Raw genomic sequence first — 21,659 nt, 5'->3', positions numbered from 1 at the left:
ATAGAACTATGAAAGCCAAAATGATTTTGTCTATGGCGCTGCTTTCCGGTGCGCTTGCTGCGTGTGGAAAAGCCGACAAGCCAGCGGAAGACACTAATACAGCATCTTCGCAGACTGAAACTTCTGCGACGGCAAACGCAGAGCACAGCTCAGCCGCGAATGGAGCGGAGCAAAAGGCAAAGTTAGCAACGCCTAGCGGTGTGCAAGATGCCAAGCAGTATTTGTGTCAAGGTGGCGGGAGTGCCTGCAAGGCAAGTGGCCCACTGGTGGCTAACTCGGATGCCGAGGCAAAGTGGCTTTTGTCTAATGGCTATCCAACTGAGGCCGAACTTGCGCGACTGGATAAACTGTCTTTGGATCAGCTGAAAGCAGAGTCGCAGGCAGGCAACAAGGCCGCAACTGTCATCTATGGAAAGAAGACGGCAGCGAGTGGCCACTTCCAGGAGGGACTTGGCATTTTGAGAAATGCGGCATCTGCTGGAAACTTGTATTCGTATTATGGGCTGTCTGATATTTATGCCAGCGACACAAAGGATAAAAATCTGATCGATAGCGCCGCATATCTACGCTTGGCCTATCTATTGGGAGATGGCAAAGCGTCTGCCGACATTGCATTGAGGGGGTTGAGTAGTGTTGAAAGTGTTGCTGCCGATGAGCGTGCAGCTTCGCTTTACAAGACATTCTCTAAATATCAGCGTCCGTCTCCGAGGCCTGTTGAGTAAAATAGTTTAGCGGATAAACGAAAATGAGGAGGTGAAACCTCCTCATTTTTTATGAAGTTAAGTTGTGATGCTACGCATTTGCGCTTAGCTGACGCTCGTCAAGAATGGCTTTGAGCATGTTCGCTGAGAGCAGCTCTCTGAATACTGTGTAGAACTGCCAGGCGCACCACAACGCGAAAAGAAAACCTGCCAGTGATACAACTCGCTGCTTAGGCACTTCTTTTTCGAGATGGGTTTTTAGAGTGGGATCAGTCCAGACCTGGCAAAGAATTTTAAGGTCTCGTGGGTCAAATGCCCGAGGAATGGCTTGTTTTTGAACAGGGCTTTTGCACTGTTCAACTGTTAAAGTATCGCTTCCAACGGAGAAAAGCCTTTGGGCTCTTGCCTCCGTTTCAGAGATAAAGATACTGGTATGGGTTTCTTTCAAAGTCACTAACAAACTGTCGTTGGCGGCGATTGCACCAAGTATTGCTGCAAAAATAATAAATGCTGCGACTGCGATGAAGGGTAAAATAAGCCAGCCCTTAGAATGAACTCGCTTCGGGTGGATGACATGATTTTTGAGGTCAAAAGCCCAGCCTGCATGCCCAATGAGTTTGAGTGGGATATTGTGTAAGTCCGAAAATCCAATCAGAGCTTTTGCATCTTTTAGCGTTTGGACGCGAATCTGGTGCGCCATTCGAAACGCAGCCAAAGCAGAATGGTCTGCCAAATTCTTGCGAATGACTGAGTCTTCAATGTCGTCTTTGCTAATAAATAATCGCAAAACACGAGTATTGATCGGGTGCAATGAGCCTGTGCGCCAACACGTAAGCGCGGCAGCCAAAAGAAACACAATGAGCGAGCCGGCAGCGATCTCGCCTGTTAAAAATTTAAGCCATTCCATTTTATAGCTGCCTTCTGGTTGTGATTGACGGTCTTTGTTTGCCACTTGATTGCGGCATTTTGGGATCACATTATACTTGGCTCGTACAGGATTTGTTCATATTCATCTGATTGTGGGCGATGGCCTTCTGCCTCCTGCAAAATATGTCTTCAATTCATACCTAATATTCAACAGCAAATATAGCTAAAAAAAGAAGGTCAAGGGCCCACATATGGTTATTTGCTTCGCAAAAACCGTGGGCATCGCTTTTGCGATGAAAAGCCGTCTCTGCCGAGACGAATGAGTCGTAGTCTCAGAAGAAAAGCGGCAAAAACGCCGTGACGTATCTCTCCAATTCACAACTGGCTTTGTGATCTAGACGGATAAGCAATTCGCCATTTTGATACTCACACTATCAACCAAACTCAACCGGGAAATTAATGGCAATTTATCATGTCAACATCAAATCGTTTAGTCGTGGCAAAGGTCAATCATCAGTTGCAGCGGCTGCTTATCGTGCAGGGATCAATCTGCGGGATACAACTCACAAAACGACGCACAAATATGGGAAAAGATCGGGCGTTGTCTCTCAACAAATGCTTGCTCCCGAAGGGGCACCGAGATGGTGTCTCGATGTTCGAAGCTTCTGGGATATTAATGAGCAGCAAGAAACGAGAGCAAATGCTCGCGTGGCGAGGGAAGTCGAAGTTTCCTTGCCCAACAGTTTAGACGCTCCACAGCGCAGAATGCTTGCGGTTGCACTTGGCCAGCTTCTTGTCGATCGCTATCAAGCTGCTGTGCTGGTGGCTGTTCACTCACCTGGTCGAAGAGGAGACCAGCGCAATCATCACGTGCATCTTCTGATCTCAGCCAGGAAGGTGGATGCTAATGGGCTAGGGGAGCGGGCTTGTGCTGAGTTCGATGCAAGGCAAGGAGCAGGGGCAACGGAGATGAAAGTTCTCCGTGGAGAGATTGCTTCCACCATCAATGCGCATCTCATCATGGCCGGCGTTGAAGCACGAGTGGACCACCGAACACTGAGAGCCCAAGCGCAAGATGCGTTCAAGCGAGGAGATTACGAGAAGGCCAGAGCACTCACCAGAGCGCCGAAAAAACGCATCTCTCGTGGGGAATTCTTCCAGGCCAAACGCCATCAGAAAGCTGTGGTCTTGGGAGAAAAGGTAACATCAGCGGATCGACGCTTTGCTCAACTTTTAAAAGAGTGCCAGTCTTCCCGGGAAAACCGTCTAGTCCATGATGTGCCTGCTAGCCACAGTCACGAAGCAGCACTTCGTGATCGAGCGAGAGAGAAAGGGCAGGGAAGCTTTGTCCGGCAGGAGAGTCGTCGTTTTGATGAGCAACTCTATCCCAATCGCCACAGACCAAGTCAGCAGGTTCTAAACCGTATCCATACTCGATATAGCCCATTGACTAGGCAAGCCAGCAAGGTCACACGATTGGCAAGAGCGACCGGAAAAGATGCAGAGGTTTTAAATCAAGAGGCGGAGCTGATTGAGCAGTGGTTAGAAGCGCAGCATGAGACCGCTCGGCAAGCGTTGGATATCCTCAACAGCATCCCTGGCATCCAGATTGAAGACTGCTTTAACCGAGCGTATGACGCTTTGATGTGCCGGAGAGTGGATCACTACGCGACAAAGCCATTTCTGTTCGAAGACACTGAGCAGCTCGGTAAATCCATGGTGCGTTATGCGAGGATGCTGGTGAGCCCTTACCGTGCGCAGTGCGATTACCTCGCTGCAAAGGCCAGACTCTCGGAATTCGATGGTGAAGCGCCAACGGCTGAATCAGCGTTGGCCGCTCGTCAAGCTCAGAAGGCAAGGCACATGATCTCCAAGCGAGTCATGAAGTTGAGAGAATGGCGGACCGACCGAACACGCGAATCGATGATAAATATCTGTCAAATCTTAATAGGCCGTTTTCAGGTCAATAATGTTAGTGCTTCGGTTTTTTTAGATGAGACGATCGAAAATGGAAGTGCGACGGCGGGCCCCCAGTTCAAATTTAAGCCTCGTATATGATGGAGTCCGGATATAGGCCATTACTAGTGCAAGTGGTTTTAAATGTTTCTTTTCGTGTTGACATGGCTGAAAAACATATTAAATTTCTATAATGGAAAATTTATTCAATACTCCAGTGACCGCAGTAGAAGTTTGGGGGCGAGCATACCTCGTCTCCCTTCATAGCTATTCATCAAAGAAAGCGAGAAAAAAAGCGGACAAGGCGCTGAAAATATATCTTAAACGGACGACTTCTTTAAATTCTGCTGAAAATAAGGTTTCTTATGAAAATCCTCAGTATCGGCCATCGTTTGGAAGCTTGTGGGATTTTGTTGAGTTTAAATCAGAAGTTCCCGAGGGTGTCGGTGCTGAGCAACACGAAGCATTTGTGCGTGCTGCGAATGCCTCGCAAGCTAGATGTCGGCAGGCGAGACTTTAGTTTCAAGAGGGGCTCTTTTTCGCAGTCTCGTATAAAGAATTTTTATTAAATTGTGGTGTGCTATTAGGTTCTACTTGTTTGTGGTGGATAGCGCTTACAATTTTTTTTAAGTCAGAGGTGTTGAGGGTTTCTACGAAAATATGACCACTATCAGACGTTAGTAAACATCTTGTTTCATAGGATCCGTTTTTGCAGATAAAGCCAACATAATCTTGAAGTTCTTCTAGGCTGAGTCCCAAGTGGTTCCAATACCTCGTCTTACTAATAAGACCTGAGATGAGTCTGGCAGATTTATCCAGGAGCATCTCCGGAGTAATACTACTAATTTGCTCATACTTAATGTCGCCGCCTTCTTGCCAAACTGGCGATTGGGATGCTCCTAGGCAATGCGAGGTTATAAATAGTGTTGCTGTGTTCATATGAGGAGCATCTATTCCAAGCTTACTCAAATCTTTAATATTTAACTTGTGCTCTTTGTATATCGCGAAAATATAGGGTTTGATCGCGAAATGGCTGATTGTTGGGTCCCAATAGAGGAAGTGGTGCCCTCTCATTGATTGAGATAACCGGTGCCAATTCTTTTCTTGGGTTTTCGAGTCCTTGTCATTAATTGCTTTGCCATATTCGTTTAGTGTTTGGCAAATTGTTTTAAATAGCGTTTTTGGTTTTGGTTTTTTATCAACGGTTTTGTTCCACTCTTCTTTGATGGTGGATGAGGTCGACTTTACTTCGAATAAGAAGAATTTTTCATCGAAGGCGACTTCTAAGTCTCCTAGATATGTTTCTGGATTTCCTTCAAGCGAAATCATTATATCCGGCTTTGCTGCTTTTGCGCGTCGATTTATCCACTGCCAATCCCGAAATGCTATGACAACCGAACTTTCAGCTAAACGTGCCATTTATCTCTCGCAGTATTGGGTGGTCTTTATTCGATAGGTCGATTTTGATTTGGCGCGGTTAATGGCTCAGATGTAATGAGCCGATGACGATATGGCCACATGATCAGCCGCAGTAACGTCCACCAAAGCATAATGGTAGCCGTCGAAGCAAGGTGCTCATCCCTAATCAATCCATGGCCGAAAAGATTTCTCAGGTTGTGGCCTGACCGATGCGTGAGGATGGCTTTTAGCTCTATCACGATGTCCTCGTGGAACACCTGAGCGATATCCTCATGACCTAACAGCTCACTTAAAGATTTCTCTTGCTCAATGCCTTCTTTGATCGAAAGCGTATTGATATTGTGTCGCTTGAATGCAGCACGCACAAAGGGCTCAGCTTGTGGAATAAGAAAGATGGCGGCTTCTTCCCAATCGTGTTCCAGTCCTGCGAGCAGGCCTCTTGCCATCGACCATTCGTGTCCCTCAGGAACCACAGGGGATGCGTGAGTAAGGGCCAACAGGTCATTGAGCGTTGGCTCGCATCGATTACGAACCAGGCTGGTGGCATGCATGACAGCAACATTGGCAAGCAGCGGATGATGAAAACGGCAGATATCTTCAATCATATGCTGTTCTAAATTGACTGGATCGTTAGCGTCGAACGCATTTCCTCTTTCGACTGGCACGCCTTCATGGTTGTAGACCACTCTCGCAAAGAAGTGCTCAAATGCAAACTCCTTAGACGACTCGATGACCGTCTGTTTTGCTTCCTCAGCCGAAGTAAAGGTGGAGAATGCAAAAGCTATTTCAAGAAGCGCCGTAGGTAGACCTGGACTCTTAACTTTGTCTTCTATGTGCTCGATGAGGTCTTTAGTGTCGATAGGATAAGTAATCGAATGCATTTCATCCGAAATCGTCCTCCGGATATCAGCTAATTCTGATTGCAGCTCTTTAATCTTAGTTCGGTCACCTCTATGACGGCGTAGGATTGCGATGCCTTCCGCCATCCATTCCGCTCGCACCATGGCCTGACGACCACCACGAGCTTTAAAGATCAGTGCATCGGCAGCTTTGTGGTAACAGGCCTCCGATCGAGCACTGTTTTTAGCGGCATGCCAAAGTCTGGCGGCCTTGGTATAGAAGCTTGGGATGCCATCCACCACTGCCTCTTGGTTGATTGCAGACCAAGTGTCAACTGCTTTTTCTAGCTTTTCAGCAGTGGATTCCGCGAAATCATGCTGTCTTCCAAGGATTTCCTCTGTAAGTGCAGAAATGATGCCAAGGTGTTGTCTTTCAATCGCACGATCGATTGCGTCAATGGTCGTTCCCCAAACCTCCTCTCGGAACGCATCTTCTTTTCTGCAAAATTTCCAGCCCAAATGCATGGCCCGCTGCAAGCACTCAACAGAGTCCATCGCCCTGAGAGGCTCGTCTCCGGTGAGAAATTTCTTTGCGTGATCTAAGTAGGCTCGGGCAGCAATTGCTCCCATTTCTCCCATTTCCCGGCCTTTTAAGCCAACCAGCGGCCCTGCAACGCAAGCCACATCAGCCAACCGCGCTTTCAACCAAGCATTTTTCGCTGACTTGGCCATGGCTTGGAGAAATTGCACATCCAATTGACTAAGGTGCTGTGGTGCTGGGGAGCAGCGATTACCGTCTTGCCACATCGGTCCAAATGGCTCTGATAAATTTCCACGGAAGTGCATCGATATGACTGCGCTAAGCAGCTTCAAAACCAATGCTTCTTGTTCGTGGCTTTCCTCAGCCAAATTTTTAGATCTTTGATCCGTCAGTTGGGATGCACCCCAGCGGTGATTTGTCCAGTCGTGATCAGCGAGATGGGCCTCCCAATCCAGATCATCCAAGATTGTCAGCGGAACAGGCTTGTCGATGATTGATGGCAGTGTCTCGGATGCGCTTGCAGCTTCCTCTTTTGCCACTTGATCTTGACCTTCCATGTGTAGAAGCCTCGTGTCTAATTTTTCCAGCCAGTTTTATTTTTTACTGCAACTGTCTCTTGCTTTGCAGTCTGTCGTCGCCGTTCCATGTGACGAACCTGCTTAAACGAAATATTAAATTGCTTGGGCTGATAGGCTGGCAAATCGACGGGTGGGCCAAATTTTTCCAAGGCTTGCAACCGGGCTGGAACCGTGGGCGGATCAACATAATGTTTCAGCCCAGGTGGGAGCGTCAGATCATGCCCTGTGATCTGCTGAGTGGTCATCACTGAAATGCCATGCTCATTGATCAACGCATTGGAAATGGTGTGGCGAAAGCAGTGGAAGCTTTTGAGTCGTTGCGTCAGTCCGCATTTTTTAGCATAGGACCGGAATTGATCGCCCAATGCGTCCCCGTAGCCATGTTCACTGTGATACGGCAAATGGGGAAAAAGTCTCTCAAAACCTGCGGCCTTGACCTCATCGCGATAGATCAAAATTCCTGCCTCAATCAATGCAGAGGGAAGCGGCACAAAGCGGGAAGAATGTGGATTTTTCAATCGCTGATCGGCTCGTGCTGCACGAATGTGGATGCCCCAACATCCTCCAACGTGATCGAGATCATCCACATAAAGCTGTGCGACTTCATTGATGCGGGCACCTGTGGTCAATCCCAACAAAGTGCCGAACCAGCGATGAGGATACTTCGATGCCCACATTTTAAATTTTGAAGGCTCGAACAAGGCATTGAGTTCGTCTTTGGAAAATGGATTGCGACTCGGCTCATCGGTGCTTGCCTTGGACCGATTGATAATAGCCTTATGCGGTGCTTTGCTGATCAGATCTTCGCTGGCCAACGCATTAAAAAATGCAGCCAGACGGTCTCGATGCTTTTCCTTCGTGCGCATCCCAAGCTTGGCGTAATTGCCTTTTTGGGCTTTCCTCAAAATGTCAGCAGGAGCCAGTCCTGCAAATTCTGTCTTTTTACTCGCGTTGCTGGGGTAATGCTCGATGGCTTCCAAGAAGCTCCGCACATCATCGGTCTTGTAGTCTTCCACAGGCTTGTCGCCAACCAATGCAACGAACAATCCGAGGCTGTATTCGGTGTCGAAGATGTTGGTCGCACTTCGACCGACTCGTTTCATTTCACGAACATGGATGGCTGCCCGTTCAGAAAATAACGGCCCAGCTTTCTTCGTCACTACGGTGGAAGAGGGCAGCGGGAGATTTTTCAGCGCTTCGAGCAGCCGAGCATGGTCTTCGGCTCCGTCAGCAGACAGTTCCATCCCACCCACCTTGATGGTGTAGGGCCGAGCTTCGTTGCCTTGCAATGCAGCCAATGCTTGGCTCAGCAAATCGTCTTTCATGCTGCTCGCACCCTGCCGCATCCGATCGAATGCTTCCGAGAGTGCCACAGCAGTTCGAGCTACGGCCAGGCGGGCAGCATCACCCAGGGACAAGCGAACTGGACGGACAAGGTAGCGCGAGCCAACGAGAGCTTGCAGGTCGGTCGGGACGAAGAAGCGCACATAGAGCCCAGCAGGGCGGCGCAGAAAATACGGCTTCGGCACGGGGTTTGATACCTCGTTTGATACCTAACGCAGGCTCAAACTGAACATCAAACCCCGTGCCTAACCTTCGCGAAATCAAGCACTTACTGCTCTTTTCCGCGATCAGATGGTGGAGGTGGGCGGAATCGAACCGCCGTCCGGAAGCACTCCATCCCCAGCACTACATGCTTATCCCTCCGTTAGATCTCGTTCCCAGGCAGCACGGCGGGCAAAGCGCACCTGAAAACCAGCCTGCTTGATCTAACCGATAGCTGACAGGCAGCCACTACCGGCGGTTCCGTGATAATGACCCTACATCTACGAGCACGGGCACAAGTAGTTTCGGGGGTTCGCCTTAGGCGGCTGTAGAACTACAACTAAAGCCAATTAAGCGGCGATAGCGAAGTCCGAACCGTAGTTGTCGTCGTTGGCAACTAAAAGTTTGCTGCTGGATTAACGAGGAAAGCTGCCCCCTCGGCATGCGCCAAGCGACTTCGCGACCCCCGTCGAAACCAGTGCACCCCCGGGGAAAGCATCAAAACGCTGACGTGACCAGTGTAGGGATCGGCGCGCCCGGTCACAAGTAGTGAGATAGGCAGCGCTTACAGTGGCTTCAGTTGCACAGGCCGGAACTATCCGGAACTGAAGGAGCTACTGGATGAGCACAGGCAAGCGCCCCACCGGCCCGCGCACGACGCGCGCCGCAACCAAGAAGGCCGCCAAGACCGCCCCGCCGGCCAAGCGCCGTTCGGGGCGTCAGGCCGCCGCCAAGGCGGAAACGCAAGAGGAAAACGGCCATCGCACGCGGGTGCAGGGCAAGGCCCGCACCGTCATCTACATCCATGGCATCGGCAACAAGCCACCGGCCGAGGTGTTGCGCTGCCAGTGGGACAAGGCCTTGTTCGGCCGCCCGATGGGTGAGCGCACGCGGCTGGCGTACTGGGTCAACCGCGAGCGCTACCCGGTGCCGGAGCCCGGCAGTTGCGATGGCCGCGATGTGGGGCCGGCGTTGAACCAGAGCGTGCAGCGGGCGTTGAGCACGCTGGGGCTGGTGCCGGGCGAGCAGGACCTGCATGCGCTGGCCGATGCGCTGGCACAGAGCGAGCAGGAGCGTGCTGACCTGCACCAGATGCTGGACGAGCTGCAGGCCGCGCCACTCGCCGGTGGCATGCAGGCGAAGGGGCCGATCGATGCGATCAACCGGGTGCTGCTGCGGCTGATTTCCGCGGCGCTGCTGCAGGACGTGCACGATCTGTTCTTTGTCCCGGAGCGGGCCGCGCAGATGCGCGAAAGCCTGGCGCAACGGTTGCGCGCCGGTGGCGGGCCGTTCGTGGTGGTGGCGCACAGCCAGGGCTCGATGATTGCCTACGATGTGCTGCGGCAGTTGCAGGCCGATGGCTGCGAGGTGGCGCTGTTTCTGACCCTGGGCTCGCCGCTGGGCTTGCCGCAGGTGCGCAGCATGTTCAAGCGCTGGACCGGGACGCGCAAACTGCCGTTCCCCGACTGCGTGCGGCGCTGGGTCAACGTGGCCGAAACGCGCGATCCGATCGCGCTGGATCCAGACCTGACCGACGACATAGCCAATGCCAAAGGGCGGTTCGAAAACATCGCCGCCGCGCGGCTCAACCCGGACTGGGAGCACAACCCGCATTCGGGCTCGGGATATTTGGCCATTGCGCAGGTGCGTGCAGCGGTGCGGCAGGCGGTGGGTGTGGGCTTCGATCAGCCGGTCTCCAATGCGGTGCTGATCAAGGACCTCAGTGAGCAGCTCGAAGCGCACGGCGCGGACTATCGGCACGAGGTGTTGATCGAACTGGACCGTCGCGTCCTGGGTGCGGACCCGGCCGGCGTGCGTGCGCAGTTGATCACCCACATGCGCCAGATTGCCGGGCATAGCACCGGCCTGGACGGCGATGCATTGGACGAGGCGATCGAACTCGAAGACAGCCTGCAGCGCCTCATTTCGGCGCGGCTGACGCGGTTCGAGATCGAAACGCTGCAAAGCCGCTACCGCGCACTGGGTTTCCGGCGCGTCTGGCGCGATGCCGGCAAGCGGGCGCTGATCCACGTCTCGGGCAACGTGCTGCATGTGGATGCAGCACGCACGGCGTATCGCGCACGTGGGCAGCAGATCGGCTGGGCGGTCCTGGATACCGGCATTGCGGCCGCGCATCCGCATTTCTTCGTGCCGGGCGAGCGCGACAATGTGGTGGCGCAATGGGATTGCACGCGGCGCGGCGCGCCCAAGCGGCTGACGCGGGCCGATGGCAAACGGTTCACCGCACTCGACGGGCACGGCCATGGCACGCACATCGCCGGCATCATCGCCGGCTGTTGCCGGGCGGCGGTGCCTGATGCCAGTGGCAAGCCGGGCGAACTGCTGGAATTTGCCGGCATGGCGCCGGAGACGCAACTCTATGGCTTCAAGGTGCTGGACGACGCCGGCAACGGGCGCGATTCGTGGATGATCAAGGCAGTGCAGCACGTGGCCGATCTCAACGAGCGTGCCGGCGAGCTGGTGATCCACGGCGTCAATCTCAGCCTGGGCGGGTACTTCGATCCGGAAAGCTACGGTTGCGGCTTCACGCCGTTATGCAACGAGTTGCGGCGGTTATGGCGGCAGGGCGTACTGGTAGTGGTGGCGGCCGGCAACGAAGGCCTGGCCTGGCTGATGCAGGACGACGGCGGCACCTACCCGGCGAACATGGATCTGTCGATCAGCGATCCGGGCAATCTGGAGGACGCGATCGTGGTGGGATCGGTGCACAAGAGCAGCCCACACAACTACGGCGTGTCGTATTTTTCATCCCGCGGGCCGACCGCCGATGGCCGCTCCAAACCCGATGTGGTCGCGCCGGGCGAAAAGATCCTGTCCGCCTACTACGGCTTCGACCCGCGCGACCCGTCCAGCCTGATGGTCGAGATGAGCGGCACCAGCATGGCCGCACCGCATGTGTCCGGCGTGCTGGCCGGGTTTTTATCCGCACGCCGCGAGTTCATCGGCTTTCCGGACCGGGTCAAGCAACTGCTGCTGGACACCTGCACCGACCTGCAGCGCGATCGTTACGTGCAGGGCAGGGGGGTGCCGAATTTGATGCGGATGCTTGGAGAGACGTGATTCGGGAGTCGGGATTGGGGATTCGCAAATGCGGTGGTTGGCTGAACAAAAACGGCCGCGATGCAGGTTGCAGCCCGAATGCTGGCTAAGAGCGGTCGCGTCACATGGCGTGGCGGGATCGCACGGCCTCAAAGCAGCCCAACCATCGCAACTTGCGGTCTCAGCAATTGCTCAGCTCAAGCAGCCCCGTTCTTGCGAATCCCGAATCCCGAATCCCGATTCCCGGCTAATCACGCATCCCGATTATGCCGCCGCATCACGCGCTGCTTGTCGCGCTGCCAGTCGCGTTCCTTGGCGGCATCGCGCTTGTCGTGCGACTGCTTGCCCTTGGCCAATGCGATCTCCAGCTTGACCTTGTTGCTGCTCCAGTACAGCGCGGTGGGCACCAATGTGTAGCCTTCGCGCTCCACGCGGGTCAGCACCTTGTCGATCTCGGCCCGGTGCAGCAGCAGCTTGCGGTCGCGACGTTCCACCGGGATCACGTGGGTGGAAGCCTGGATCAACGGGGTGATCTGCGCGCCGATCAGGTAAATCTCGCCCGACCGCACGTAGGCGTAGCCGTCGACGATGTTCGCGCGCCCGGCGCGGATGGCCTTGACCTCCCAGCCCTGCAGGGCCAGGCCGGCTTCATAGCGCTCCTCGAGGTGGTACTCGTGGCGCGCACGTTTGTTCAGGGCGATGGTTTTCGTGGCCGTCGCGCTCTTTGCTTTATCCTTGGCAGGTTTCTTGCTCATGCCGCTATTGTCGCCGATTCGGCGTCGCCAAACGATCGCCCGTCTTTCACAAGTCAGAGAATGCCTACCATCCGTCGCAGCGCCCTAGTCGAACACAGCGCCACCCGCATGTTCGATCTGGTCAATGATGTCGCCGCCTATCCGCGCCGCTTCGGCTGGTGCGACGCTGCGCATGTGCTTGAAGAGGACGACGCCCACATCGTGGCGCGGCTGGACCTGGGGCTCGGTTCGTTCCGCACCTGGTTCACCACCGAAAACATCCTGGAGCGGCCCGAACGCATCGTGATGCATCTGCGCGACGGGCCGTTCAAGCGCCTGGAAGGCCTGTGGGAATTTCAATCGCTGGGTGACAACGCGTGCAAGGTGAGCCTGACCCTTGAAGTGGAAACCAGCTCGCGGCTGCTGGGTCCGGCGCTGGCGCTGGGCTTCCAGGGCCTTGCCGACCGCATGGTCAACGATTTCGTGCGGGTCGCCGATCGCGGCGACGTCTAGTCATGCGGGTGGAGGTGATCGTCGCCTGGCCGGACCGCTACAGCGCGGTCCAGCTGGAACTTGCCGAGGGCGCCACGGTGGCCGAGGCCGTTGCCGCCTCCGGGTTTGCCGGTGACCAAGCGCTAGTCGCCCAGGCGGTGCATGGCGTGATTGCCACGCCGGCCCAGGTGTTGCGCGACGGCGACCGCGTCGAATTGCTCAGGCCGCTGCTACTGGACCCGAAGGAGGCGCGCCGGCGTCGTGCCGCGCCCGCCAAACAGGCGCCGGGCACGCAAAAGAAGCGCAATGCTTCGCCGTAAGTTGCGTTTGATGCGCGGTGAGAGATGAGAGTTGCCATCCGCCCCAAGCGCGGGGCGGGCATCGGAAGAGCAGGGTGCTTAAGGGCAGCGCCTCGGAGCAGGCGCATGGCAGCAGCACGCGCAGCATCCTGGGGGGGGGGGCACCGAGACAAGCGGGGCTGGCCGATGGCCAGCGATATCACGATCAAGCTGCAGCGAGCGGTGATCCACTCGCTGCGTGAGCGTCCTCAGCGGCCGCGCTGCTTCTTCTTGTCGCGAGCCAGGTTGCGGCCGAACTGCTTTGGCGCCGACTTGGCCAGCTGCTCGTCTTGAGCCGGGAAATAATCGCCTTCCCAACGCACGACCTGCTCATTTTCGAAGAACACGGTGAAGTTCTTGACGTCGGTCCGCGCCAGACGATCGACGCGCTGCGTGGACGTGTAGTCCCAACGCTGGGCATGGAACGGATCGGGGATGGACGGTGTTCCCAGCAACGCGCTGACCTGCTGCTTGCTCTGGCCTACCTGCAGTTGCTCCACGGCGGTCTGTTTGATCAGATTGCCCTGGTAGATCGGCTGCTTGTAGATGATGCCGCAGCCAGCGGTGGAGAGTGCAACGGCGGCGACCAGCAGGAGATTGCGCATCGGGGATTAAGTGCTGAGGAAATCACGCCGATGATACACTCCCGGCGGTCGCCGCGACCCGTCTCAGGCAGCTGGCGCTAAATCGCCAATGAACGGAGAACGTATGGAAACCCACGACCTGCGCAAAGTCGGGCTCAAGGTGACCCATCCGCGTATGCGGATTCTGGAACTGCTCGAACAGAAGAGCAACCAGCACCACCTCAGCGCAGAAGACATCTATCGCCAGCTGCTGGACCATGGCGACGAAATCGGCCTGGCCACGGTTTACCGCGTGCTGACCCAATTCGAGGCTGCTGGCCTGGTGTTGAAGCACAATTTCGAAGGCGGCCAGGCCGTGTACGAGCTGGACCGCGGCGGCCATCACGACCACATGGTCGATGTGGACACCGGCCACGTGATCGAGTTCGAGAGCGAAGAAATTGAAGCGCTGCAGCGCCAGATTGCGGCGAAGCATGGCTACGAGCTCGAAGAGCATTCGCTGGTGCTGTACGTGCGCAAGAAGCGCCCGCGCTGACGCCACGTTGCCCCAGGTAACACTGACAAGGCGGCTTCGGCCGCCTTGTGCATGTCTGGGAGAAGCGCATCGCTGATGTGCTGCGCGCGACATGCTATCCGTCGTGACCCTTGATGAAACAGCGGTCAGCGTTCTGGCGCGCAAGTGCGTTTTGGTGCGCCGCACAGCGCGTGCCCGCCGCTGCGCTTGCACGCGACGATTGAGTACTGCCATCCCACTACTCAACTGCCGATGCAGGAGGTCTGCAGTGATGCGTGGATTGCGCATCTCACGTGTGGCTAGGGCGTTGTGCAGTGCGCGTGCGCAGCAATTGCAGCGCGCGGCGCAATCGAGACGTCCGTGGTCAAGCGCGATGTACGCCTGCCGCTCGACGGGAGCAAGCGCCACAGCTTCAGTCTGTAATTGCCGCAGGTAAGGCACTGGCGCCGCGTTGTCGCGATGCGCCGCAAATACTGCATCGGGTGCCGGCTTACCGATTACCAGGCCTGCGCTATCAAACAGGCCAATCGCACTAAAAGTCGGGGCTCAGCAGGCATGCCGCTCTGCCGATTGCAGCGAAATCCACCCCCCGCAAGCGCGGAGGGAAAGTCACTGCGAACTCGGGCGGGCACATCGCGCCGCGAGCCCGCAGCATGCGGGACCCGCCCGGTAACTCAGGCGCTCTGCAGCAGCTTGCGCGCCGCCGCGCGGGCTTCCTTGCTGACTTCCACGCCGCCGAGCATGCGCGCCAGTTCTTCCTGGCGTGCCTGCGGGCCGAGCAGTTCCACCGCGCTCTGGGTCATGCCATCCACCGGCGCCTTGCTCACGCGGTAGTGCGCGTGGCCCTTGGCGGCGACCTGTGGCAAGTGGGTGACGCACAGCACCTGGCGTTCTTCGCCCAGGGCACGCAGCTTCTGGCCGACAATGTCGGCCACCGCGCCGCCGATACCGGAATCCACTTCGTCGAACACCATGGTCGGCACGCTGTCCAGGCCGAGCGCTGCCACTTCGATCGCTAGCGAGATACGCGACAGTTCGCCGCCGGAGGCCACCTTGCGCAGGGCGCGCGGCGGCTGCCCGGCGTTGGCGGCGACCAGGAATTCCACCCGCTCGGCGCCATTGGGATCCGGGCGCAGGGTCTCTTGCGGCTGCAACTGGATCAGGAATTGCCCGCCGCCCATGCCCAGTTCGCCGATCAGCGTGGTGGTGGCAGCGGACAGCGCCTGCGCAGCGCTCTGGCGGCTGGCGCTGAGGACGCTGGCGGCGCCTTGCCAGACGCCGATGGCCGCCGCGATGTGCTTGTCCAGCTGCTGCAGGCGCTCGTCGGCGCCGCGCAGGCTCTCAACCTCGGCGGTCAGGTGGTCGCGATGCGCGGCCAGCTCGTCAGGCGAAACGCGGTGCTTGCGGGCCAGGTCATGCAGGCGGCCGAGACGGCGCTCCATGGCCTCGAATTGGGTGGGGTCGGCATCCAGGTCGTCGCGCACGCGGTCGAGCAGGGCAAGCGCCTCTTCGATCTGGATCGCGGCGCTGTCCAGCAGCGCATCCACTTCGCCCAGCCGCGGCTCGTGCTCGGCCACCCGGGCCAGGTCGTGCCGGCTGTCCTGCAGCAGGCCCAGCGCCGAAGGGCCCTCGTCGCCATTGAGCTGCTGGACCACGCTCTCGCAGGCGCCGATCAAGGCAGTGGCGTGTGCCTGGCGGCGATGGTTGGTGTCCAGCGCGGCGATGGCCGCCGGGTCCAGATCCTCGCGCTCCAGTTCGGCCAGTTGGTGCTCCAGAAAGCCGATGCGGTCGGAGACATCGCCTTGCGCGGACAAGGCATCCCGCTCATCCAGCAGCGCCTGCCAGCGCTGGCTGGCCTGGCGCACCTGCTCGCGCTGGGCGCTGTTGCGGGCGTAGGCATCGAGCAGGGCCAGCTGGCTGTTGCGGGCCATCAGCGCCTGGTGCTCGTGCTGGCCGTGGATTTCCACCAGCCGGGCGGCCAGGTCGGACAGCTGCGAGGAGGTCACCGGGCGGCCGTTGATCCAGGCGCGCGAGCCGCCGTCGGCGCGAATGATACGGCGCAGCTGGCATTGGGCATCGTCATCGAGCTCGTTGTCGGCCAGCCAGGTCAGGCCGGGGTGCTCGGCCGGCAGCTGGAATTCGGCCGACAGCTCGGCGCGGTCGGCGCCGTGGCGGACCACGCCGCTATCGGCGCGCAGGCCGGACAAAAAGCCCAGCGCATCCACCATCAGCGACTTGCCGGCGCCGGTTTCGCCCGAGACCACGGTCATGCCCGGCCCGAATTCGAGTTCGGTGGCGCGGACAACGGCGAAATCCTTGATTGAGAGGTGTCTGAGCATGGGATCGAGTGTGAACGCTTTGGGGAAGCTTAGGGCCGATGGGGACGCTGGGGGAATGGGATGCTTGCCAACCCCGGGGCCAAACATTATCTATGCCCAGTCTCACCGGATGATCCCATGCGCGCGTCCCAGTCCCCAATGCTCGACCCCCGCGCACGCCACCTGCTGCGCACGCTGATCGCGCGTTACATCCGCGATGGCGAACCGGTGGGCTCCAAGACGCTGGCTCAGCATGCCGGCCTGGATGTCAGCCCGGCGACGATCCGTAATATTTTGGCCGACCTGGAAGACATCGGGCTGCTCAGTTCTCCGCACACCTCGGCCGGGCGGGTGCCCACCGCGCACGGCTACCGGGTGTTCGTCGACAGCCTGGTGCAGATGCAGCCGCCCGGCGAAGAGGAGGTGCGTCGGCTGCGCGCCGAGTTGGCCAGCAGCAACGGGACGCAGTCGCTGCTGGGTAGCGCTTCGCAGATGCTGTCGGCGATGAGCCACTTCGTGGGCGTGGTCAGCGCGCCGCGGCGCGAGCAGTTTGCGTTCCGGCATATCGATTTCGTGCCGCTGGACGCGCGCCGGGTGCTGGCGATCCTGGTATTTGCCGACAACGAGGTGCAGAACCGGGTGATCGAGCCGCGCCGCGCCTACGAGCCGGCCGAGCTGGAACGGGTGGCCAACTACCTCAACGCGCAGTTCGCCGGGCGCGCGCTGTCGGACATCCGCGCCTCGCTGCTGCGCGAACTGCGGCTGGCCAAGAACGAGATGGAGCAGTTGCTGGCGCACAGCGTGGACCTGGCCAGCGAAGCGCTGGTGCCGGCCGACGCCGACGACATGGTGATGGCCGGGCAGACCCGCCTGATGGGCGTGCAGGACCTGTCGGACCTGGACCGGCTGCGCGAGCTGTTCGAGGCCTTCGCCAGCAAGCGCGAGATCCTGCAGCTGCTCGAACGCACCATCCAGGCGCCGGGTGTGCGCATCTTCATCGGCGAGGAAACCGGTATGGTGTCGCTGGACGACGTCTCGCTGGTCACCGCGCCGTATACCGCCGGCGGCCAGGTGCTGGGCGTGCTGGGGGTGATCGGGCCCAAACGCATGGCCTACGACCGGGTGATTCCGCTGGTGCAGACCGCCGCGCAGATGCTGGGCGCGGCCATGGAGCCGCCCGGCACGCGATAACCGCGCTCGATCGGAGCGATGGAATTTGCTTGAAACGCGCGCGAGCGCCCACATACGGGGTGACGTTGGGGCGGGCGTTCCGCTTGCCCGGGAACTGCACATGAACCAAGACCACCCCGAATTCGACTCCGAAGACCTGTCCCAGAACCCGCCCGAGACCGATCCGCTCAAGGCCGAGATCGAGTCCTTGCGCAGCGAGATCGCCCTGGTCAAGGCCGACGCCCTGCGCGAGCGCGCCGACCTGGAGAACCAGCGCAAGCGCATCGCCCGCGATGTGGAGAACGCGCGCAAGTTCGCCAACGAGAAGCTGCTCGGCGAACTGCTGCCGGTGTTCGACAGCCTGGACGCGGGCCTCACCGCCGCCGGCACCGAACCCAGCCCGCTGCGCGATGGCCTGGATCTGACCTACAAGCAGCTGCTCAAGGTCGCTGCCGACAACGGCCTGACCCTGCTCGACCCGGTCGGCCAGCCGTTCAATCCCGACCAGCACCAGGCGATCAGCCAGGGCGAGGCCGAGGGCATCGCGCCGGGCCATGTCGTGCAGGTGTTCCAGAAGGGTTACCTGCTCAACGAGCGCCTGCTGCGCCCGGCCCTGGTGGTCGTGGCCAAGCACGACTGAGCACTGCTGCCGGCTGAACCGGCCGGCGCAGACGCGGATCGCAGATTCGTACAGGTGGCTTGAACACCTGCGCACCACCCCCACATCTCAGCCAGACCCGGCGTCGCCGGACACAGCTAAAGACTCATCAGGAGCGTATCCATGGGCAAGATCATTGGTATTGACCTCGGCACCACGAACTCGTGCGTGGCGATCATGGACGGCGGCAAGGCCCGCGTCATCGAAAATTCCGAGGGCGATCGCACCACGCCCTCGATCGTCGCCTACACCAAGGACGGCGAAGTGCTGGTCGGTGCCTCGGCCAAGCGCCAGGCGGTGACCAACCCGAAGAACACCTTCTACGCGGTGAAGCGCCTGATCGGCCGCAAGTTCACTGACGGCGAAGTGCAGAAGGACATCTCCCACGTGCCGTACGGCATTCTGGCGCACGACAACGGCGATGCCTGGGTGCAGACCAGCGATTCCAAGCGCATGGCGCCGCAGGAAATTTCCGCACGCGTGCTGGAAAAGATGAAGAAGACCGCCGAGGACTTCCTGGGCGAAAAGGTCACCGAAGCGGTGATCACGGTGCCGGCGTACTTCAACGACAGCCAGCGCCAGGCCACCAAGGACGCTGGCCGCATCGCCGGTCTGGACGTCAAGCGCATCATCAACGAGCCGACGGCTGCTGCCCTGGCCTATGGCCTGGACAAGAACGGCGGTGACCGCAAGATTGCCGTGTACGACCTGGGCGGCGGCACCTTCGACGTGTCGATCATCGAAATTGCCGAAGTCGATGGCGAGAAGCAGTTCGAAGTGCTGGCCACCAATGGCGACACCTTCCTGGGCGGCGAAGACTTCGACAACCGCGTCATCGAGTATCTGGTCGACGAATTCAACAAGGATCAGGGCATCGATCTGCGCAAGGATCCGTTGGCGCTGCAGCGCCTCAAGGACGCCGCAGAGCGCGCCAAGATCGAGCTGTCGACCTCGCAGCAGACCGAAGTGAACCTGCCGTACGTCACCGCCGATGCCTCGGGCCCGAAGCACCTCAACATCAAGTTGACCCGTGCCAAGCTCGAAGCGCTGGTGGAAGACCTGGTCAAGAAGTCGATCGAGCCGTGCCGCACCGCGTTGAACGACGCCGGCCTGCGCGCCAGCGACATCAACGAAGTGATCCTGGTCGGCGGTCAGACCCGTATGCCGAAGGTGCAGCAGGCCGTTGCCGATTTCTTCGGCAAGGAACCGCGCAAGGACGTCAACCCGGACGAAGCCGTGGCCGTGGGCGCCGCGATCCAGGGCGGCGTGCTGGCTGGCGACGTCAAGGACGTGCTGCTGCTGGACGTGACCCCGCTGTCGCTGGGTATCGAAACCATGGGCGGCGTGTTCACCAAGATCATCGAAAAGAACACCACCATCCCGACCAAGGCCTCGCAGACCTTCTCCACTGCCGAAGACAACCAGTCGGCCGTGACCGTGCACGTGCTGCAGGGTGAGCGCGAGCAGGCCCGCTTCAACAAGTCGCTGGCCAAGTTCGACCTCTCCGGCATCGAGCCGGCGCCGCGTGGCATGCCGCAGGTGGAAGTGTCCTTCGACATCGACGCCAACGGCATCCTGCACGTGTCGGCCAAGGACAAGAAGACCAACAAGGAACAGAAGGTCGAGATCAAGGCCGGTTCGGGCCTGTCGGATGAAGAGATCCAGCGCATGGTCGCCGACGCGGAAGCCAACCGCGAAGAAGACAAGAAGTTCCAGGAGCTGGTGCAGACCCGCAACCAGGCCGATGGCTTGATCCACGCCACCCGCACCGCGATCACCGAGCATGGCAGCAAGGTGGGTGGCGATGTGATCGGCAAGGTGGAAGCGGCCCTGGCCGACCTGGAAACCGCCATGAAGGGCGACGACAAGGCGCAGATCGAAGCGCGCAGCAAGACCCTGGAAGAAGCCGGCCAGTCGCTGTACGCCGCGGCCGCCGCGGCAGAGCAGGGCGGCAACGCCGATGCGGCCAGCGGCAATGCGCAGGCCTCCAAGGCCGCCGATGACGTGGTGGACGCCGAGTTCACCGAGGTCAAGGACGATAAGAAGGCGTGAGTCGGGAATAGGGAATAGAGAATCGGAGGAGCGGTGCTACGGCATCGCTCCTTCGCTGTTCTGACCCTTCCGGATGCCTACTGATGTGAGGATGTACGCTTTGAACGATTCCCTTCTCCCGATTCCCGATTCCCTGTCATGAGCAAACGCGATTACTACGAAGTTCTGGGCGTGGCCCGTGGCGCCAGCGACGAGGAGCTGAAGAAGGCTTATCGGCGTTGTGCCATGAAGTACCACCCGGACCGCAATCCTGGCGACGCTGCTGCAGAGGCAACGTTCAAGGAATGCAAGGAAGCCTATGAAGTGCTGTCGGACGGCAACAAGCGCCGTGCCTACGACGCGCACGGCCATGCGGCGTTCGAGCACGGCATGGGCGGCGGCGGTGGCGGGCCTGGTGGTCCGGACATGGGAGATATCTTTGGCGATATCTTCGGCAATATTTTTGGCGGTGGCGCCGCCGGTCCGCGCGCTGCGCGACGTGGTGCCGACGTCGGCTACGTGTTGGAACTGGATCTGGAAGAAGCCGTCGCCGGCATCGAGCGGCGCATCGAGATCCCCACGCTGATCGAGTGCGAACCCTGCCACGGCAGCGGCTCGGAAGACGGCAAGGTGGAAGTCTGCGCAACCTGCCATGGGCGCGGCCAGGTCCGCATCCAGCGCGGCATCTTCGCCATGCAGCAGAGCTGCCCGCATTGCGACGGCCGCGGCACGCTGATCCAGAACCCGTGCAAGACCTGCCATGGCGCAGGTCGCGTGGAAGAGGACAAGGTACTGTCGATCAAGGTGCCGGCAGGCGTGGACACCGGCGACCGCATCCGTTTGGCAGGCGAGGGCGAAGCTGGCCCGGCCGGTACGCCGCCGGGCGATCTGTATGTGGAAGTGCGCGTGCGCGAGCATGCGATCTTCCAGCGCGATGGCGACGACCTGCATTGCGAGGTGCCGATCCGCATTTCGCAGGCCGCGCTCGGCGACACCGTGCGGGTGGCCACGCTGGGCGGCGAAGCGGAAATCCGCATCCCGGCCGAAACGCAGACCGGCAAGCTGTTCCGGCTGCGTGGCAAGGGCGTGCGCTCGGTGCGCAGCCGCAGCGAGGGCGATCTGTACTGCCGCGTGGTGGTGGAAACGCCGGTCAACCTCACTACCGATCAGCGCGAATTGCTCAAGCAGTTTGAGGCCACGTTCACCGGTGAGGACGCGCGCAAGCATTCGCCCAAGTCGGCGACCTTCATCGATGGAGTGAAGGGTTTCTGGGATCGGATGACCTCCTGATCCAGGGGCGCAGATCCAGCTGAT

At 58.8% G+C, this 21,659-nt stretch carries 18 protein-coding genes and 1 other RNA gene; 11 read left to right on the top strand and 8 right to left on the bottom strand.

What is annotated here, in order from left to right:
* Nucleotides 1-8: 8 nt before the first annotated feature.
* Nucleotides 9-722: a hypothetical protein gene (locus ACCQ09_RS13990; RefSeq protein WP_228428289.1), complete on the top strand. Its 714-nt coding sequence runs from the start codon at nucleotides 9-11 to the stop codon at nucleotides 720-722.
* A gap of 70 nt (nucleotides 723-792) precedes the next feature.
* Here the strand turns inward: ACCQ09_RS13990 and ACCQ09_RS13985 are convergent, their stop codons facing one another.
* Nucleotides 793-1,653, bottom strand: a complete 861-nt coding sequence (locus tag ACCQ09_RS13985) for a DUF6216 family protein (RefSeq protein WP_228428290.1) — start codon at nucleotides 1,651-1,653, stop codon at nucleotides 793-795.
* Between the two features lie 374 nt (nucleotides 1,654-2,027).
* Here ACCQ09_RS13985 and ACCQ09_RS13980 point away from each other — a divergent pair, with 374 nt between their 5' ends.
* Together ACCQ09_RS13980 and ACCQ09_RS13975 are read left to right on the top strand one after the other, a co-directional pair.
* On the top strand, nucleotides 2,028-3,626 hold the full coding sequence (locus ACCQ09_RS13980) for a MobA/MobL family protein (RefSeq protein WP_228428291.1): 1,599 nt from the start codon (nucleotides 2,028-2,030) through the stop codon (nucleotides 3,624-3,626).
* 91 nt (nucleotides 3,627-3,717) lie between these two features.
* Nucleotides 3,718-4,044: a hypothetical protein gene (locus ACCQ09_RS13975; RefSeq protein WP_228428292.1), complete on the top strand. Its 327-nt coding sequence runs from the start codon at nucleotides 3,718-3,720 to the stop codon at nucleotides 4,042-4,044.
* A 2-nt stretch (nucleotides 4,045-4,046) separates the two neighbouring features.
* On the opposite strand, the gene ACCQ09_RS13970 is transcribed toward ACCQ09_RS13975, so the two are convergent.
* From ACCQ09_RS13970 to ssrA, 4 genes are all read right to left on the bottom strand, one after another.
* Nucleotides 4,047-4,943, bottom strand: coding sequence for a hypothetical protein (locus ACCQ09_RS13970; protein WP_080581547.1), 897 nt, complete (start codon nucleotides 4,941-4,943; stop codon nucleotides 4,047-4,049).
* 26 nt (nucleotides 4,944-4,969) lie between these two features.
* Nucleotides 4,970-6,880 (bottom strand): DUF7380 domain-containing protein, encoded by a 1,911-nt coding sequence (locus ACCQ09_RS13965; RefSeq protein WP_228428293.1) that lies wholly within the window; start codon nucleotides 6,878-6,880, stop codon nucleotides 4,970-4,972.
* 17 nt (nucleotides 6,881-6,897) lie between these two features.
* Nucleotides 6,898-8,430 (bottom strand): tyrosine-type recombinase/integrase, encoded by a 1,533-nt coding sequence (locus ACCQ09_RS13960; protein WP_228428294.1) that lies wholly within the window; start codon nucleotides 8,428-8,430, stop codon nucleotides 6,898-6,900.
* A 107-nt stretch (nucleotides 8,431-8,537) separates the two neighbouring features.
* Nucleotides 8,538-8,934, bottom strand: a transfer-messenger RNA (tmRNA) gene (gene ssrA, locus ACCQ09_RS13955).
* Nucleotides 8,935-9,067: 133 nt separating this feature from the next.
* Between ssrA and ACCQ09_RS13950 the strand changes: the two genes are divergently transcribed.
* The gene (locus ACCQ09_RS13950) at nucleotides 9,068-11,527 is read left to right on the top strand and encodes a S8 family serine peptidase (RefSeq protein ID WP_040941517.1); all 2,460 of its coding nucleotides are present in this window, start codon (nucleotides 9,068-9,070) and stop codon (nucleotides 11,525-11,527) included.
* Nucleotides 11,528-11,757: 230 nt separating this feature from the next.
* Here the strand turns inward: ACCQ09_RS13950 and smpB are convergent, their stop codons facing one another.
* Nucleotides 11,758-12,261 (bottom strand): SsrA-binding protein SmpB, encoded by a 504-nt coding sequence (gene smpB, locus ACCQ09_RS13945; protein WP_011036652.1) that lies wholly within the window; start codon nucleotides 12,259-12,261, stop codon nucleotides 11,758-11,760.
* A 60-nt stretch (nucleotides 12,262-12,321) separates the two neighbouring features.
* Between smpB and ACCQ09_RS13940 the strand changes: the two genes are divergently transcribed.
* Together ACCQ09_RS13940 and ACCQ09_RS13935 are read left to right on the top strand one after the other, a co-directional pair.
* Nucleotides 12,322-12,753, top strand: a complete 432-nt coding sequence (locus ACCQ09_RS13940) for a type II toxin-antitoxin system RatA family toxin (protein WP_011036653.1) — start codon at nucleotides 12,322-12,324, stop codon at nucleotides 12,751-12,753.
* A 2-nt stretch (nucleotides 12,754-12,755) separates the two neighbouring features.
* Nucleotides 12,756-13,052 carry an RnfH family protein gene (locus ACCQ09_RS13935; protein WP_012438734.1) on the top strand — a complete coding sequence of 99 codons (297 nt, stop codon included), beginning with the start codon at nucleotides 12,756-12,758 and terminating at the stop codon, nucleotides 13,050-13,052.
* A 227-nt stretch (nucleotides 13,053-13,279) separates the two neighbouring features.
* On the opposite strand, the gene ACCQ09_RS13930 is transcribed toward ACCQ09_RS13935, so the two are convergent.
* Entirely contained in the window at nucleotides 13,280-13,675 is a 396-nt protein-coding gene (locus ACCQ09_RS13930; protein WP_011036655.1) for an outer membrane protein assembly factor BamE, read from the bottom strand.
* 103 nt (nucleotides 13,676-13,778) lie between these two features.
* Here ACCQ09_RS13930 and fur point away from each other — a divergent pair, with 103 nt between their 5' ends.
* Entirely contained in the window at nucleotides 13,779-14,189 is a 411-nt protein-coding gene (fur, locus tag ACCQ09_RS13925) for a ferric iron uptake transcriptional regulator (RefSeq protein ID WP_005988392.1), read from the top strand.
* Nucleotides 14,190-14,842: 653 nt separating this feature from the next.
* On the opposite strand, the gene recN is transcribed toward fur, so the two are convergent.
* On the bottom strand, nucleotides 14,843-16,507 hold the full coding sequence (recN, locus tag ACCQ09_RS13920) for a DNA repair protein RecN (protein ID WP_011269906.1): 1,665 nt from the start codon (nucleotides 16,505-16,507) through the stop codon (nucleotides 14,843-14,845).
* Nucleotides 16,508-16,645: 138 nt separating this feature from the next.
* Between recN and hrcA the strand changes: the two genes are divergently transcribed.
* The 4 genes from hrcA to dnaJ all read left to right on the top strand — a co-directional run bounded on the left by hrcA (nucleotide 16,646) and on the right by dnaJ (nucleotide 21,635).
* A complete protein-coding gene (hrcA, locus tag ACCQ09_RS13915) occupies nucleotides 16,646-17,677 on the top strand; it encodes a heat-inducible transcriptional repressor HrcA (protein WP_029628994.1) in 1,032 nt (343 codons plus the stop codon).
* A 100-nt stretch (nucleotides 17,678-17,777) separates the two neighbouring features.
* Nucleotides 17,778-18,296, top strand: a complete 519-nt coding sequence (grpE, locus tag ACCQ09_RS13910) for a nucleotide exchange factor GrpE (protein WP_014507314.1) — start codon at nucleotides 17,778-17,780, stop codon at nucleotides 18,294-18,296.
* 141 nt (nucleotides 18,297-18,437) lie between these two features.
* A complete protein-coding gene (dnaK, locus tag ACCQ09_RS13905; protein ID WP_011036660.1) occupies nucleotides 18,438-20,366 on the top strand; it encodes a molecular chaperone DnaK in 1,929 nt (642 codons plus the stop codon).
* A 138-nt stretch (nucleotides 20,367-20,504) separates the two neighbouring features.
* The gene (dnaJ, locus tag ACCQ09_RS13900; RefSeq protein WP_011036661.1) at nucleotides 20,505-21,635 is read left to right on the top strand and encodes a molecular chaperone DnaJ; all 1,131 of its coding nucleotides are present in this window, start codon (nucleotides 20,505-20,507) and stop codon (nucleotides 21,633-21,635) included.
* The last annotated feature ends 24 nt before the right edge of the window (nucleotides 21,636-21,659 follow it).

The organism is Xanthomonas sp. NCPPB 2586, assembly GCF_041475775.2.
In the GTDB taxonomy this organism is placed as follows: Bacteria; Pseudomonadota; Gammaproteobacteria; order Xanthomonadales; family Xanthomonadaceae; genus Xanthomonas; species Xanthomonas campestris.
The sequence above is the reverse complement of the archived record's forward strand: the minus strand, read 5'-3'. Positions and strand labels throughout refer to the sequence as shown.

What these genes read in the sequence shown, in the direction of transcription:
- ACCQ09_RS13990 (WP_228428289.1), top strand. Translation starts at nt 9, where the DNA reads ATGAAAGCCAAAATGATTTTGTCTATGGCGCTGCTTTCCGGTGCGCTT.
- ACCQ09_RS13980 (WP_228428291.1), top strand. Translation starts at nt 2,028, where the DNA reads ATGGCAATTTATCATGTCAACATCAAATCGTTTAGTCGTGGCAAAGGT.
- ACCQ09_RS13975 (WP_228428292.1), top strand. Translation starts at nt 3,718, where the DNA reads ATGGAAAATTTATTCAATACTCCAGTGACCGCAGTAGAAGTTTGGGGG.
- ACCQ09_RS13970 (WP_080581547.1), bottom strand. Translation starts at nt 4,943, where the DNA reads ATGGCACGTTTAGCTGAAAGTTCGGTTGTCATAGCATTTCGGGATTGG.
- ACCQ09_RS13965 (WP_228428293.1), bottom strand. Translation starts at nt 6,880, where the DNA reads ATGGAAGGTCAAGATCAAGTGGCAAAAGAGGAAGCTGCAAGCGCATCC.
- ACCQ09_RS13950 (WP_040941517.1), top strand. Translation starts at nt 9,068, where the DNA reads ATGAGCACAGGCAAGCGCCCCACCGGCCCGCGCACGACGCGCGCCGCA.
- smpB (WP_011036652.1), bottom strand. Translation starts at nt 12,261, where the DNA reads ATGAGCAAGAAACCTGCCAAGGATAAAGCAAAGAGCGCGACGGCCACG.
- ACCQ09_RS13940 (WP_011036653.1), top strand. Translation starts at nt 12,322, where the DNA reads ATGCCTACCATCCGTCGCAGCGCCCTAGTCGAACACAGCGCCACCCGC.
- ACCQ09_RS13935 (WP_012438734.1), top strand. Translation starts at nt 12,756, where the DNA reads ATGCGGGTGGAGGTGATCGTCGCCTGGCCGGACCGCTACAGCGCGGTC.
- ACCQ09_RS13930 (WP_011036655.1), bottom strand. Translation starts at nt 13,675, where the DNA reads ATGCGCAATCTCCTGCTGGTCGCCGCCGTTGCACTCTCCACCGCTGGC.
- fur (WP_005988392.1), top strand. Translation starts at nt 13,779, where the DNA reads ATGGAAACCCACGACCTGCGCAAAGTCGGGCTCAAGGTGACCCATCCG.
- recN (WP_011269906.1), bottom strand. Translation starts at nt 16,507, where the DNA reads ATGCTCAGACACCTCTCAATCAAGGATTTCGCCGTTGTCCGCGCCACC.
- hrcA (WP_029628994.1), top strand. Translation starts at nt 16,646, where the DNA reads ATGCTCGACCCCCGCGCACGCCACCTGCTGCGCACGCTGATCGCGCGT.
- grpE (WP_014507314.1), top strand. Translation starts at nt 17,778, where the DNA reads ATGAACCAAGACCACCCCGAATTCGACTCCGAAGACCTGTCCCAGAAC.
- dnaK (WP_011036660.1), top strand. Translation starts at nt 18,438, where the DNA reads ATGGGCAAGATCATTGGTATTGACCTCGGCACCACGAACTCGTGCGTG.
- dnaJ (WP_011036661.1), top strand. Translation starts at nt 20,505, where the DNA reads ATGAGCAAACGCGATTACTACGAAGTTCTGGGCGTGGCCCGTGGCGCC.